12 protein-coding genes are annotated in these 13,875 nt (G+C 66.0%); 2 read left to right on the forward strand and 10 right to left on the reverse strand.

The features are described from left to right. The first annotated feature begins 53 nt into the window (after positions 1-53). Positions 54-905: a CvfB family protein gene (locus CFE50_RS11370; protein ID WP_007159087.1), complete on the forward strand. Its 852-nt coding sequence runs from the start codon at positions 54-56 to the stop codon at positions 903-905. Here the strand turns inward: CFE50_RS11370 and CFE50_RS11375 are convergent. From CFE50_RS11375 to CFE50_RS11400, 6 genes are all read right to left on the reverse strand, one after another. Then, positions 859-3,480 (reverse strand): ligase-associated DNA damage response DEXH box helicase, encoded by a 2,622-nt coding sequence (locus tag CFE50_RS11375; RefSeq protein ID WP_286733585.1) that lies wholly within the window; start codon positions 3,478-3,480, stop codon positions 859-861. The genes CFE50_RS11370 and CFE50_RS11375 overlap by 47 nt on opposite strands. Before the next feature lie 11 nt (positions 3,481-3,491). After that, complete coding sequence (locus CFE50_RS11380) at positions 3,492-4,823, reverse strand: deoxyguanosinetriphosphate triphosphohydrolase (RefSeq protein WP_058792083.1); 1,332 nt, start codon at positions 4,821-4,823, stop codon at positions 3,492-3,494. Positions 4,824-4,917: 94 nt separating this feature from the next. Next, on the reverse strand, positions 4,918-6,096 hold the full coding sequence (locus CFE50_RS11385; RefSeq protein ID WP_115946116.1) for an EAL domain-containing protein: 1,179 nt from the start codon (positions 6,094-6,096) through the stop codon (positions 4,918-4,920). Positions 6,097-6,187: 91 nt separating this feature from the next. Continuing rightward, complete coding sequence (locus CFE50_RS11390) at positions 6,188-6,535, reverse strand: hypothetical protein (protein WP_027596850.1); 348 nt, start codon at positions 6,533-6,535, stop codon at positions 6,188-6,190. After that, positions 6,532-6,924: a phage holin family protein gene (locus tag CFE50_RS11395; RefSeq protein WP_144955307.1), complete on the reverse strand. Its 393-nt coding sequence runs from the start codon at positions 6,922-6,924 to the stop codon at positions 6,532-6,534. The genes CFE50_RS11390 and CFE50_RS11395 overlap by 4 nt, the downstream gene beginning before the upstream one ends. A 15-nt stretch (positions 6,925-6,939) precedes the next feature. Next, a complete protein-coding gene (locus CFE50_RS11400) occupies positions 6,940-7,335 on the reverse strand; it encodes an ElaB/YgaM/YqjD family protein (RefSeq protein WP_077172236.1) in 396 nt (131 codons plus the stop codon). 352 nt (positions 7,336-7,687) lie between these two features. Between CFE50_RS11400 and CFE50_RS11405 the strand changes: the two genes are divergently transcribed. Then, on the forward strand, positions 7,688-7,975 hold the full coding sequence (locus tag CFE50_RS11405) for a DUF3509 domain-containing protein (protein WP_007159080.1): 288 nt from the start codon (positions 7,688-7,690) through the stop codon (positions 7,973-7,975). 125 nt (positions 7,976-8,100) lie between these two features. Here the strand turns inward: CFE50_RS11405 and CFE50_RS11410 are convergent, their stop codons facing one another. From CFE50_RS11410 to CFE50_RS11425, 4 genes are all read right to left on the reverse strand, one after another. Next, a complete protein-coding gene (locus CFE50_RS11410) occupies positions 8,101-8,538 on the reverse strand; it encodes a hypothetical protein (protein WP_286733595.1) in 438 nt (145 codons plus the stop codon). Between the two features lie 15 nt (positions 8,539-8,553). Continuing rightward, a complete protein-coding gene (locus CFE50_RS11415; RefSeq protein WP_007159078.1) occupies positions 8,554-8,835 on the reverse strand; it encodes a DUF3509 domain-containing protein in 282 nt (93 codons plus the stop codon). Positions 8,836-8,932: 97 nt separating this feature from the next. Beyond that, positions 8,933-9,814, reverse strand: a complete 882-nt coding sequence (gene rfbD, locus CFE50_RS11420; protein ID WP_286733598.1) for a dTDP-4-dehydrorhamnose reductase — start codon at positions 9,812-9,814, stop codon at positions 8,933-8,935. Positions 9,815-10,382: 568 nt separating this feature from the next. Next, positions 10,383-13,853, reverse strand: a complete 3,471-nt coding sequence (locus CFE50_RS11425; RefSeq protein ID WP_027596846.1) for a hybrid sensor histidine kinase/response regulator — start codon at positions 13,851-13,853, stop codon at positions 10,383-10,385. Positions 13,854-13,875: the final 22 nt, after the last annotated feature.

Below are 13,875 nucleotides of genomic sequence, written 5' to 3' on the forward strand. Positions count from 1 at the left end.
GTGACTCTGCTGATCGCGGTAAAATGCACCGCTTTCTACAGGAGTCTCCACTCATGGCCTTGCTGGGTCGCTTCAACAGCTTGCAGATTTTGCGCAACACCCCCATCGGTCTGTTCCTGGATGCCGGCAATGACGGCGAGGTGCTGCTGCCGCGCCGCTATGCGCCTCGCGACGAACCCTGCGCCGAGGGCGACTGGCTCAACGTCTTCCTCTACCTGGACAGCGAAGACCGCCTGATCGCCACCACCGAGAAGCCGAAGGTGCAGGTCGGCGGCTTCGCCAGTCTGCGCGTGGTGGAGGTCGGCCGGGTGGGGATCTTCCTCGACTGGGGCCTGCCCAAGGACCTGCTGCTGCCGCATTCGGAGGAAAAGCGTCCGCTGCAGGTTGGCGATCATTGCGTGGTGCATGTGCACCTGGATGCCCGCACCCGGCGGATCGTCGCCACCGCGCGCCTGGATCGCTACCTGGATCGTGAACCGCCACGCTACAAGGTGGGTCAGCCGGTACCCCTGCTGGTGGTCGAGCGGACCGACCTGGGCTACAAGGTGATCGTCGACAACAAGCACTGGGGCCTGGTGCATCGCAACGAGGCCTTCAAGCCACTGCGCCTGGGGCAGCGGGAGCGGGGCTTCATTCGCGAGGTGCGGGCGGACGGCAAGATCAGCCTGACCCTGCAGCCCCAGGGAGCTGCCGCCGGAAGCGATCTCGCCGAGCAGATCATCGGCCTGGCCAAGGCACGCGGTGGGGTCCTGGAGCTCAGCGACAGCAGTCCGCCGGCGCTGATCCATCAGCTGTTTGGCGTCAGCAAGGGCAACTTCAAGAAGGCCATCGGCCATCTCTATCGCCAGGGGCGGATCGTTATCGAGGACGACCGGATTTCTGTACGGGAGGACGCCGCTGGCTAGCGCCGCGGCGGGGTGTCAGATCGCTGTCGTGGCTGGGCTGCACCAGGGACTCGGGGTCGAAGGCGCGCGCCCGCTCGTCCGGCCCGGCTTCGCGCTCCAGATCGCCGACCAGGCGGGTGATGCGGTCGGCCAGCTTTTCCGAACTCAGACTCTCGCGCAACCGCTCGACCATGAGCGGCAGGGCGAAGGGTGAGGGGTGGTCCAGGACCACCAGGCGCAGCGGCAGGGCGCCGGTGCGGATCAGCGTCTGCTGCAGGCGATCGGCATCGAGCTCCTGACGCAGGACCTCGGTCTGGGCCTGGCCGAGCAGCAGGTTGTCCGGATCGTATTGGCGAAACACCTGGTAGAAGAGGCTGCTGCTGGCCTGCAGCTGGCGATTGCTCTTGTGCGCCCCCGGATAGCCGGAAAAGATCAGCCCGGAGATGCGCGCGATCTCGCGAAAGCGGCGCTGGGCGAGTTCGGCGGCATTGAGGCTGGCCAGGGTGTCGCTGACCAGGTTGTCGGTGGTGAAAAGACTGGCATCGAGCAGCGCCTGCCAGTCCAGGCTGACCGGCGAGACCAGCTCCAGGCCGTAGTCGTTGACGGCGATGGAAAAGGTGCAGGGACGCCGCTGCGCCAGCCGCCAGGCCAGCAGGCTGGCCAGCCCCAGGTGGGCGTGACGGCCGGCGAAGGGATAGAGGAACAGGTGCGAGCCCTCGCGGGATTCCAGCGTTTCGGCGAGCAGGTAGTGGGCGCTTGGTAGCGCCGACCACTGCCGCTGCACGTCCAGCAGCGGTTGCAGCAGGCGCATCTCCGGACTCTCGTAGCGCTGCGCCTCGGCGTCTTCCAGCAGCGCCAGGACGTGCTTGGCCAGGGTGTCCGAAAGCGGCATGCGACTGCCGCTCCAGCGCGGTATGGCGGCCTTGCGCCCCGTGGCGCGGCGCACGTACACCGTCATGTTTTCCACCCGCACCAGTTCCAGGGTGCGCCCGGCGAAGAGAAAGTGATCGCCGGGCCGCAGGCGGGCGATGAAGCCTTCCTCAATATTGCCCAGCCGATTGCCACCGCCGCCTTTGGACCAGAACTGCACATTGAGGCTGGTCTCGCTGACGATGGTGCCGATGCCCAGTCGATGCCGCTTGGCCAGCTGCTTGTCGGGGACGCGCCAGATGCCCTCGGCGTCGGGCTCGGCGCGGCGATAGTCCGGGTAGGCCGACAGCGAGGCGCCGCCGTTGCGAACAAAGGCCAGGGCCCAGATCCACTCGCCCTCGCTGAGGTCGCGATAGGCCCAGGCGCTGCGGATCTCCGGCAGCAGGTCATCCGGCTCGAAGCCGCCGCCCAGGGCGACGGTCACCAGGTGCTGCACCAGGACATCCAGGGGCTTGACCGGGGCGGTGCGCGCTTCGATCTCGCCCGCGGTGATGGCGCGGCGGGTGGCCGCCGCATCCAGTAGGTCGAGGCTGTAGGTGGGTACCAGGGTGGCACGCGAGGCACGGCCCGGGGCATGGCCGCTGCGGCCGGCGCGCTGGAGCAGGCGGGCGATGCTCTTGGGCGAGCCGATCTGCAGTACCCGCTCTACCGGCAGGAAGTCCACCCCGAGGTCGAGGCTGGAGGTGCAGATCACCGCCTTGAGCTGGCCATTCTTGAGACCGCCTTCCACCCACTCGCGGGCCTGTTTCTCGATGGAGCCATGGTGCAGGGCGATCAGGCCGGCCCAGTCCGGGCGCGCCTGCAGCAGGGCCTGGTACCAGAGCTCGGTCTGGGCGCGGGTGTTGGTGAAGACCAGGGTGGTGGGGCTGTCCTCCAGTTCGCGGATGACCTGCTGTAGCAGGCGCATGCCCAGGTGCCCGGCCCAGGCGAAGCGCTCGACGCCGCCTTCGGGCAGCAGCGTATCCACCTGCAGGCGCTTGTCCTGGCGCCCCTGGACGAGATGGCCCGGGGCGCCGGCCAGCAGCACATCCAGCGCATGGGCCTGGTTGCCGAGGGTGGCCGACAGGCCCCAGGTCTGCAATCCGGGATTCCAGCGGCGCAGGCGGGCCAGGGCCAGTTGCGTCTGGGTGCCACGCTTGTTGCCGAGCAATTCGTGCCACTCATCGATGACCACCAGCCGAACCTGGCCCAGGGCCTCCTGGGCGTCTTCGCGGGACAGCAGCAGCGACAGGCTTTCGGGGGTTGTGACCAGCGCCGTCGGCAGGCGCCGATTCTGCCGCGCACGCTCGCTGCTGCCGGTGTCGCCGGTGCGCAGGCCCAGGGTCCACTCCAGTTCTTCGTCGAGTACCGGGCGCTCCAGGGCGCGCAGCGTGTCCGCCGCCAGGGCGCGCATGGGCGTGAGCCAGAGCACGGTGAGCGGCGGTGGTGCCTGCTTGCGCTTGCTGGGCAGGCCCTTGGCGGTGATCGGCTTGGGGGCGACGAAGGCATCCAGGGCGGCCAGCCAGACGGCGTAGGTCTTGCCCGAACCCGTGGTGGCGTGCAGCAGGCCGGATTCACCGGCAGCGATGGCCTTGGCCACCTCGCGCTGAAAGGGAAAGGCCTTCCAGCCCTGGGCGGCCAGCCAGCGACTGCCTGGGCCCTTGCGCGTGCGGGGTGCGGTGGCCATCGTGGCGCTCCTTAGACCGGGTTCGAACGCCCGGTCATCTCGGCCGCCATGGCGGTGGCGTAGCTGTCGGTCATGCCGGCGATGAAATCGATCACCCGCATGAAGGCCTGGTGCAGCGTCCAGGACGGATCGGGCGCGCTGTTGCCCAGCAGGTCGAGGATGCGGCGGCTCTTGAACGAGGGCTCGCGTCCGCGGTGCTGTTCCAGGGCGGCGCCGCAAAAGGCATTGAGCAGGATTTCCAGGGTGGTGTAGGCGCCGATCTCGTGCAGGGTCTTGCGCTTGTCGTGGAAGATCTTTTCCCGGGCCAGGGCCTTGGCGCGCTGCACGCAGAGCTTGGCCGGACCGGCCATGTGTTCGACCAGGTCATCGCCCAGGGTGCCGGCGAGCAGGGCGTCCTGCTGGTCGACGAAGGCGCGGGCGGTGGCGTTGGTCAGGTGTTCGATGGCCTTGCCGCGCAGGATGGCCAGCTTGCGCCGCCGCGAATCCCTGGGGCCGAGCTGGCGATAGGTTTCCGGCAGGTCGTCGCCGACCAGGCCCAGCAGCAGGGCCTCCACCTCGGCATAGTCCAGCAACTCCATCTCCAGGCCGTCTTCCAGGTCGATCAGGCCGTAGCAGATGTCGTCGGCGGCTTCCATGAGGTAGACCAGCGGATGCCGCGCCCAGCGCTCCGGGCCCAGCAGTGGCAGCTCGAGCTTCTCGGCGATCTGCTCCAGCAGCGGCAGCTCGCTCTGGTAGCAGCCGAACTTGTGCTTCTTGTAGCCGGGCGCCGCGGCATAGCGCGAGGTCCAGGGATACTTGAGATAGGTGCCGAGGGTGGCGTAGGTCAGGCGGGTGCCGCCGTCGAACTGGTGGTATTCGAGCTGGGTCAGCACCCGGAAGCCCTGGGCGTTGCCTTCGAAATGCAGGAAGTCCTGACGCTCGGCCTCGCTCATGTCGTCCAGCCAGCCGCGGCCGGCGGCCTGGGTGAACCAGTAGCGGATGGCGTCTTCGCCGGAGTGGCCGAAGGGCGGATTGCCGATGTCATGGGCCAGGCAGGCGGACTGCACCACCATGCCGAGATCGCTCGGATCGCACCATTCGGGCAAGGCGCCCCTCAGACTCTCGCCCACGCGCATGCCCAGGGAGCGGCCGACGCAGCTCACCTCCAGACTGTGGGTCAGACGGGTATGGATGTGATCGTTGCTGGTGACCGGGTGAACCTGGGTCTTGCGTCCCAGCCGGCGGAAGGCGCCGGAAAAGATGATGCGATCGTGGTCCTTGTGAAAGGGGCTGCGCCCCAGTTCATCCGGGCTGTGCAGGGGTTTGCCCAGCCGTTCGCGGATAAGAAGTGTCTGCCAGTCCAAGGCCGTCCTCGAGCTATCACCGATAAGGGGAGCGCCGGCGGTAGCCGTTCGGCGCTTCTGCGTTCTGACCTCGGCAACATACGATCATCACCGCTCAGTTGGCAAAGCCCGGCAATTGGCTGGCGTCCAGGTCGATCAGCAGCAGGCGCTGGCCGCTCTCCAGGAACTGGCTGGCGGTCAGGCAATACTGGTTGGTGGTGGCATCGCGATAGACCGTCGAAAGCGCCAGGCGTCGCTCGTTCCAGCCTTCGGCGAGCAGGGCATAGAAGTAGGGTCGCCAGGACCAGTTGTGATTGAGGTAGCGGCGATTCTCGCGCCAGAACATGCCGTTCCATTCCAGGTTGGGGGTGATCTGGGTGCCGGTGCGGTCGCACTGGTAGATGCGCAGCAGCCCGGGAAACGCCTGGGGATCGGGCAGGGCGCTCAGGGGGCCGCCGTGTTCCGCCCAGGGCCTGAGCTGGGTGACGAAGTCGGCCAGTTGCTGGCGCAGCTCCAGCAGCCGGGTCTGCTGGGCCAGCTTGCCATCGACGAAGCGGCTGCGCAGGGCGGCGAAGCGCTGCTGATGGCTGTCGCTGGCGCCCAGCTCGGCGGTGGCCTGAGCGAAGAGGAAGCCCTGGACGTAGCGCGCACCGCACTCCAGGGCGAAGTCGAGTTCGGTCTCGGTCTCCACGCCCTCGGCGATCAGCCAGCACCCGGTCTTCTCGGCCATCTGCGCCAGGGCCTTGACCGCATCGCCACGGGTGCCACCCCGGGCCGCGGCCTGGAACAGGCGCATGTCCAGCTTGAGGATGTCCGGCTGCAGATCCAGCACCCGATCCAGTTGCGAATAGCCGGAACCGAAATCGTCGATGGCGATGCGGATGCCGAGTTCGCGATAGCGGGCGACGGCCTGGGTCAGGCTGGGCAGATCGCCAGCGGCCTCGGTGATCTCGTAGACGATTCGGCTCGGGGCGATGCCGGAGCGTTCCAGCTGCGCCAGGCTGGGCAATTCGGCGCCCCTTTCCAGCTGGCTGATCCAGCGCGGCGAGAGATTGAGGCTGAGAAACCAGTCATCCGGTGCGCTGGCAAAGCGCCGCAGCGCATCGTCCCGCAGCGTGCGGTCGAGGTGGAGCAGGTCCAGGGTTGGGGTGCCGGGATCGGCGAACAGGGGGCCGACGGAGGTGTGGCTGCCGTCATCCTGGCGCAGGCGCCCCAGGGCTTCGACGCCGGCGATGCGCCCGGTCGCGGTGTCGATGAAGGGTTGGAAGAAGGCGGTGGGGTGGCCGGAAAACACAGGGCATCCTTATCTTTTGAGTAGCGTTCGGCTTGACCATGCGATAAGGGTGCCAGATGACAGAATGGCTCCCGAAGGAGCCATTCTCTACCTAGCGCGGCGGTGGCAGCGGGTGTTCCGCCTGCCGTTGTTCACGATGGTGAGCCTGCAATCGGTTGACGATCGGGTAGAGGGCCAGACCGATGCGGGCCAGACGGCCCACCGCGCCCAGGCGTTTGCCGAACAACGACAGGAATACCGTGGCGCCGAGCATCAGCGGCTTCTTCGCCGAGCTGGCGACCTTGTCCCGATTCGGCCGCACCAGATCGCCGATGAGGCTGATGGGGTTGTGCAGGGGCTGGGCGTTGTAGATCAGCTGCTGGCGATACATCTCCATGCGCAGCCGGACCAGTTCCTTGCGCTTGGCCTGGCTGGTGGCAGAGGTAAGCGGCTGGTTCATGGCAGTAGGCGCTCCCGGTTGCGGTTGAGTTCTTCCAGGGTGGCATGGAAGGGCGCGGCGCCCTTGACCAGGCTCAGGGCCCGCAGGATGCAGATCGCCAGCGCCACGGCATAGAAGGCGCACAGGCCCAGGGTCGCGCCCATGCGATAGGTATCCCAGAAGGCGATGATGACCGCCGCCGAGACGCCGACCAGCACCAGCAAGCCGAAGATCAGACTCAGGCCGGTAAAGAGGAACAGCTGGAAGGTCCGGACCTTCTCTTCCTGAACCTCGATGCCCAGCAGTTCCAGATGGCTCTGCAGTAGCCCTACCACCGCGCCGGCGAGACGCTTGACCGATGGCTTGGGCGCCTCGTCAGGCAGCTCCCGTGGAGGAGAGGAGGTGTCCATGGCAATCCCCCAGGTTTAGCGGCGCGAGGCCAGCAGACCGATCAGGAAGCCGACGCCGGCAGCGATGCCCAGGGCCTTGAAGGGATTGTCGACCACGTACTCCTCGGTGGTCTCCTTGGCCGCGACGCCCTGGCGATAGAGATCGTCCTGCTTGGTCTTGAGGGCGTCGCGGGAGCGTTCGAGGCTGGAACTCAACTTGGCGCGCAGCTCGTCCGCCTGCTCACCGGCCATGCTCGCGGTGTGCTTGAGCAGCTGCTCGGCGTCTGCCAGCAGGGTGTGAAATTCGTCGGTCAGTGCCTGCTCGGCCTCGCCCAGATGACGACGGACCCGGTCAGCGTTCTGCTTATGTGCCTGCTCATCGATGTCAGCGGCAAGCTCGTCTTTGATCACGGGAGGGGTTTTGTCGGTCATGGCGCGCTCCTGGTAGGCGATGGGTATCCGTTTCAGCCCTTTCGAGTGAGCGCCTGGAGCAAAGGTTCCACCGGCCAGAGCCATCCCGGCGCGAGCCAGGCGCCTCTATAAGGTAGCCAGACACGGCACCCGAAACGCAGCCCAAGGCGGACGAATGGTCATACCTTTTCGATTCAGCCTCGCCAAAAGTTCCGTACCCAATACGGATTAGAAGAGCTGGCTCACAAAATCAGGCGCTAGCGCCATTGCTCGTCTTATTCAAGTAAGACGCAAGAACTTTGCTGTTTCTATCACTGTCAGTTGCGTCGTATTTGATCGTCCATGCACTTCTAGACAAATAAGAGGGGGAAGAATGGAAAACGCCATAGATAGACTGACTGCCGCTTTCAGTACTTATAAATGCTCGGTTACGGCGCCTCGCCCTGACGGCAGTATTGTGCTGACGGTGCAGGATCAGCAGTGTGACGATGCGCGAGTGAACCGGGTGGTCAGCGCCCGGCAACTGGGCGAGAGCCAGCTGTTGAAAACGGTGATCGACGAGGTGCGCAAGGACGTGTCGCTGCGGGCCGGTGCGCTGGCGCCGCAATCCATGGCGGTGCTGCGGGCCACGGGCGCCAACATGCTGAGATATTCCGAGTAACACCACGGCTTCAAAGCTTCAGCGCGAGACTTGCAGTACGGATGCCTCGGCATTCGTTGGTCTCGAACGTTGAAGATTTAAAGATGGACAAACAAGTAGTTAGCGTTAATCCCGCAACGTCTCTGTCAGCTCTTGCACTTCAGCAGACGGCATCCCGCGCAGGGAAGTTGAGTCGCAGGCAGCGGGTACATGGGGCAGGCGACGTCCACCACTCCCCAGGACGGAAAGCCCTGTCCGGCCTGCACGGCAGCCAGCCGCGCATTGGCGATCACACCATTGAGCAGCTCTTCTTCCCGATACAGCGCCTGGCGCAAGGTCGGCGAGCGATAGAGGATGCGTCCGCACCTGTCCAGCAGGGTAAAGGAAAACCGTCCAGTACGATCCGGCAGGGTCGGCCAGACCTTGAGCGGTGCCAGCTGTTCGTCGAGACGGGCGCAGGTCAGCTGATACAGCGAGGTGGTAGCCGGCTGCCGCTCGGGCGCCGCCGTTTCCAGACTGTCGAGCAGCGGCGCGGTATTTGCCGCCTGCATGAGACGGGGGGTAGAGCCTTCCATGGTGTGCATAGCGCGGATCCCTGCTCAGTTCGCGACGGTCAGGCGGGGCGCACCGCCAGTGCCACCGGCCAGCAGGGCGGTGACGCCATGGCCCTCGTCGATGGCGATACCCAGCCGGATGCTGTCGATCAGGCGCGCGAGGCGGGTGTGGTCATGCAATTGCTGCTTGCTGATCAACCGCTTGACCTTGACGCCACTGTCGTCGGACAGCGTCAGGCTGACGCTGCCGTCGAGGCGTTCGATGCGGAAATTGACCCGAAAGTCTTGCTCGAAAGCCGCGGCGATGAGTTGGAAAGGGTTGTCCATGACGTACCTGACTGGCGTGAGCGGGGTCAGTGCCATTGACTTCCAGGGGCGGGGGTAGTTCTGGGCGAGATCCCAGAAGTATGACCGACGGCCCGTTTCAGCCGCTCACCTGACGTTCGCGCTCGCTCCAGCACTGGGCGAAAGCCGCTTGCCAGTCGGGTAGCGGCTGCCCCAGCACCGCTGCCAGCTTTTCAGTGGACAGCCGCGAATTGATGGGGCGATGCGCCGGGGTCGGGTAGGAGCTGCTGGGGATCGGATTGAGCCGAGCCTTCAGCTGACCGGTCTCGCGCAGGCGCTGGGCGATCTGCTCGGCGAAGCCGAACCAGGAGGTGGTGCCGTTGGCCGTCAGGTGATAGGTGCCCCAGAGGCCATCGTTCTGGTTGCTGTGGGCCAGCAGGCGCTCGGTGGCGTCGGCGATGGTCCGGGTCCAGGTGGGTGCGCCGATCTGGTCGTCGACGATGTTCAGTTCGTCACGCTCGCTGAGCAGCCGCACCATGGTGCGCAGGAAGTTGTTGCCCTGCCAGGAATAGACCCAGCTGGTGCGCAGGATGAGGTGGCGTTCGGCGTGTTCGCGCACGGCGTTCTCGCCGGCCAGTTTGGTCCGGCCATAAACATTGAGCGGACAGGTCGGATCCTCTTCCCGGTACCGGTCTTCCCGGGTGCCATCGAAGACGTAGTCGGTGGAGTAGTGGACCATGGGGATGCCCAGCTGCTGCGCCGCCCGGGCGAAGACCTGGGGCACCCGCTCGTTGATCAGGGTCGCGGTCTGGGCGTCGCTCTCGGCGGCGTCCACGGCGGTATAGGCGGCGGCATTGATGATGACGTCGGGCTTTGCGGCCAGGACGCGGTCATGGAGCGCGTCCAGCTGGGTGAAATCCACCTGGGCCCGGCCAATGACGGTTACCTGGGCTTTGGTAGCCAGCAGTTTTTGCAGCGCCTGAGAGAGTTGGCCGTGTTGACCCGCGATGAAGACGTTCATGTGACTGAGCTGATTCCAGAAGGGCTGGCGCGTCCATGCCTGATTGACAGGGTGGGCGTCGCCACGACAGCCCTGAGCAAAAGCAGGCAGTCTACCCGATGACCGGCAGAGGACAAGGCTAGCCTTTGGCCTGCCCTCTGTCCTGGCTGTCGGCTCTAGCCTGCGGGCTGCCTCCGGCTACTGTCCTCGGGACCGGAGCGCAAAAATTTCTTTCACGAATACTTGACAATTGTGCGACGGCTGACAGGTCTCCGTTGGTCATTTTCATCCGGAGTTGTGCACAAGTTGTGCTAGTGCTTGTCAAGCCCTCTTTCGCCCGGAGTTTTGCCTGCCGGAAATCCTGCTTTTAAATTAAGTTGTTGATTACGTTGAACTTATTAAAGTGATTAAAAAATGATCAACTTGTTTGAGGAGCCCGCAGAGCAAGGCTCCGGGTTCTTTTCCACCATGTTTTCAACAAAGTTATCAACAGAAGCTGTGGATTGTTCCGTCCCGCTGGGCCTCGGCAACCTTAATCGACGCTGAACGAAAGACCGGTCGGCAACGGGGTCGGTCGCCGCGGTTTCGCTTAGCCGGACAGCGCGAGCTGACGGCTCAGCAGGGCGCGCAGCGAAGCCGGCTTCACCGGCTTGGGCAAGAAGTCCAGGCGCGCCTGGCGCACCTTGTCCAGGCATTCCGGGCGGCCATCGGCACTGATGACGATGCCGGGGATGTCCTGGCCCAGGGTCTGGCGAATCCATTCGGCGACATCCGGGCCGGTGTCGGCATCGCTCAGGTGGTAGTCGACGATGAGCAGCCGCGGCACCACGCCCTGGGCGAGCAGGGCCGCGCACTCCTCGCGGCTGCGTGCGGTCCAGACCTGGCAGCCCCAGCGGCCCAGCAGGCTGCGCAGGCCGAGCAGGATGCTGTCTTCGTTGTCGATGCACAGCACCGGATCGCCGGCCAGGGGCTGGGCCGCTTCGCTGGCGGCTGCGGCCTGGATGGCCAGGGCGGGCGCCAGGGGCACCTTGACGCTGAAGACGCTGCCATGGCCCGGCCAGGAGCGTACCGAGAGTTCGTGACCGAGCACCCGGCAGAGGCGGTCGGCGATCGCCAGCCCCAGGCCCAGGCCCTTTTCCGCGCGGGTCTGGTGGCTGTCCAGGCGTTTGAATTCCTCGAAGATCAGCTCCAGCTTGTCCGCCGGGATGCCGGGGCCGCTGTCCCAGACTTCCAGGCTAACGTGCTGGCCCTGGCGGCGCACGCCGAGCAATACCCGGCCGTGGGCGTATCTCAGGGCGTTGGTGAGGAAATTCTGCAGCACCCGGCGCAGCAGCTTGCTGTCGCTGTTGACCACCAGCCGACTGCTGCGGATGCGCAGGCTGGTGCCCTGGTTCTGCGCCAGGGCCTTGAATTCGACACCCAGGGCTTCGAACAGGGTGGCCAGGGAGAAGGGCGCCGGCGCCGCCAGGATCCGCCCGTTCTCCAGCCGCGAGATGTCCAGCAGATCGGCGATCAGGTCTTCGCTGGACCTCAGGGCGCTGTCCATGTTGCGCACCAGTTCCTGGGCCTCCTGGGCCAAGCCGTCCTGGTGGGCGAGGGCGGCGGTGAACAGGCGCGCGGCGCTCAGGGGTTGCATCAGGTCATGGCTGACCGCGGTGAGAAAGCGACTCTTGGACTGGTTGGCCGCTTCGGCATGCGCCTTGGCTTCCTCCAGCGCCTGGTTGAGCTGAGACAATTCGCGGGTGCGTTCCTCGACGCGCTGCTCCAGGCCCTCGTTGGCTTCGCGCAGGGCGCGTTCGGCCTCGCGGAAGGCGGTGATGTCGGTAAAGCTCATCACGAAGCCGCGGCCGGGCATGGGGCTGCCGATCAGCTCGATCACCCGGCCATTGGGAAAGGTGCGCTCCGAGGTGTGGGGAATGCCCTGGCGCATCCGCTCCACCCGGCGCGCCACGTGCTCGTCGGGATCGCCCGGGCCGCAGAGCCCGCGCAGGGCGTTGTAGCGGATGATCTCGGCGATAGGGCGACCGACCTGGATCATGCCGTCGGGATAGTCGAACAACTCCAGGTAGCGCTGATTCCAGGCCACCAGGCGCAGCGACTGGTCGACCACGCTGAGGCCCTGGGAAATGTTCTCGATGGCACCCTGCAGGAGCGCCCGGTTGAATTCCAGCACCTCCGAGGCTTCGTCGGCGATGCGCACCACGTCGTCGACCTGCATGTCGCGGCCTTCGATGGCGGCCTTGACCACCGCGCGGGCGGAAGAGGCACCGATCACCCCGGCCAGCAGCCGCTCGGTCTGGGCGATCCATTCGCTGTTGGCGTTCATCCCGGGGTGGTAGGTCAGGCCGCTCTGCTCGGCGAAGCGGCTGAAGCTCAGGCGGGCGCGCTCGTCGCCGACGAAACGCGCCGCGAGCAGCCGCAGGTCTTCCAGCTTGACCGCCAGCAGGGCGCGATTGCGCGGTCGGGGCAGGGCGTACTGGGCGATGAAGCGCCCGGCCTGCCAGTATTCCGAGACCCGGGTGCGCGAGAGCAGCGACACCAGGGCGAACAGCAGGAAGTTGCCGGCCAGGGAGACCAGGGCGCCGACGGTGGTCGGTTGCAGCGTCCGCTCCCCCGCGGGCTGCTCGAACCAGGCGAGGCCGGGAAAGGCCTCCAGTGACCATTGCAGACTGGTGGCCACCACCGGCAGCACCATCAGATAGCCCCAGAGCAGGGCGCCGGCGGTGAGACCGGCAAAGACGCCGCGGCGATTGGCGGCCTTCCAGAACAGCGCCCCGACCATGGCCGGTCCGAGCTGGGCGATGGCGGCGAAGGCGATCTGGCCGATGGTGGCCAGGCTGGCATTGGAGCCCAGCAGGCGATAGCTGCAATAGGCCAGGACCAGGATGACCACGATGCTGGCGCGGCGCACCGTGAGCATCCAGTGGCTGAACACCGCATGGGGGCTCTCGACCTGACCGCGGCGCTTGAGCAGCCAGGGCAGCACGATGTCGTTGGAGATCATGGTGGAGAGGGCGACGCAGGCGACGATCACCATGCCGGTGGCCGCCGAGGCGCCGCCCAGAAAGGCCAGCAGGGCCAGCCAGGGACGCTCCTGGGCCAGCGGCAGGCTGATGACGAAGGAGTCGGGCAGCACACCGCCGGGCAGGTGCAACTGGCCGGCCAGGGCGATGGGGATGACGAACAGCGCGGCCAGCGCCAGATAGAGCGGAAACACCCAGCGCGCCAGGTTGACGTCCCGGGTGTCGGTGTTTTCCACCACGGTGACGTGGAACTGGCGCGGCAGGCACATCACGGCGATGAAGGCCACGCCGGTCTGGATCAGCAGCCCCGGCCAGTCCAGGGTTTCGCGCCAGTATTCCTGCAGTTGCGGCGCCTGCTGCGAGCGGGTGAGCAGATCGGTGAAGCCGTCGTGCAGGCCATAGGTGACCCAGAGGCCGACGGCGATGAAGGCGGCGAGCTTGACCAGGGATTCGAAGGCGATCGCCAGCATCATGCCGCGGTGGTGCTCGGTGACGTCCAGGTTGCGGGTGCCGAACAGGATGGCGAAGACCGCCAGCACCAGGGAGACGAACAGCGCGGTGTCCTGGGCGCGGGTGCTCAGGGACTCGGCATTGATGCCGGTCAGCAGGTTGACGCCGATGACGATGCCCTTGAGCTGCAGCGCCAGGTAGGGCAGGACGCCGACCAGGCAGATCAGCGCGACGACGATGGCCAGCGTCTGCGACTTGCCATAGCGGGAGGCGATGAAGTCGGCGATGGAGGTGATGTTTTCCTTCTTGCTGATCAGCACCATCTTCTTCACCAGTTGCGGCGCCAGCAGCAGGAAAAGGATGGGCCCCAGGTAGATGGGCAGGAAGGACCAGAGCTGGTCGGCGGCCTGGCCGACCGCGCCGAAGAAGGTCCAGCTGGTGCAGTAGACGGCCAGCGACAGGCTGTAGACCCAGGCCCGCAGGCGCGGCCTGAGCGGGGGCCGGCGATCGCCATAGAAGGCGATGGCGAACAGCAGGGCCAGATAGCCGAGGGTAACGGTGATGATCAGTCCGCTGGGCAGGGACATGGCGACTCCAGACATTCCAGGC

The organism is Pseudomonas sp. PGPPP4, from assembly GCF_002256045.1.
Classification (GTDB): domain Bacteria; phylum Pseudomonadota; class Gammaproteobacteria; order Pseudomonadales; family Pseudomonadaceae; genus Chryseomonas; species Chryseomonas oryzihabitans.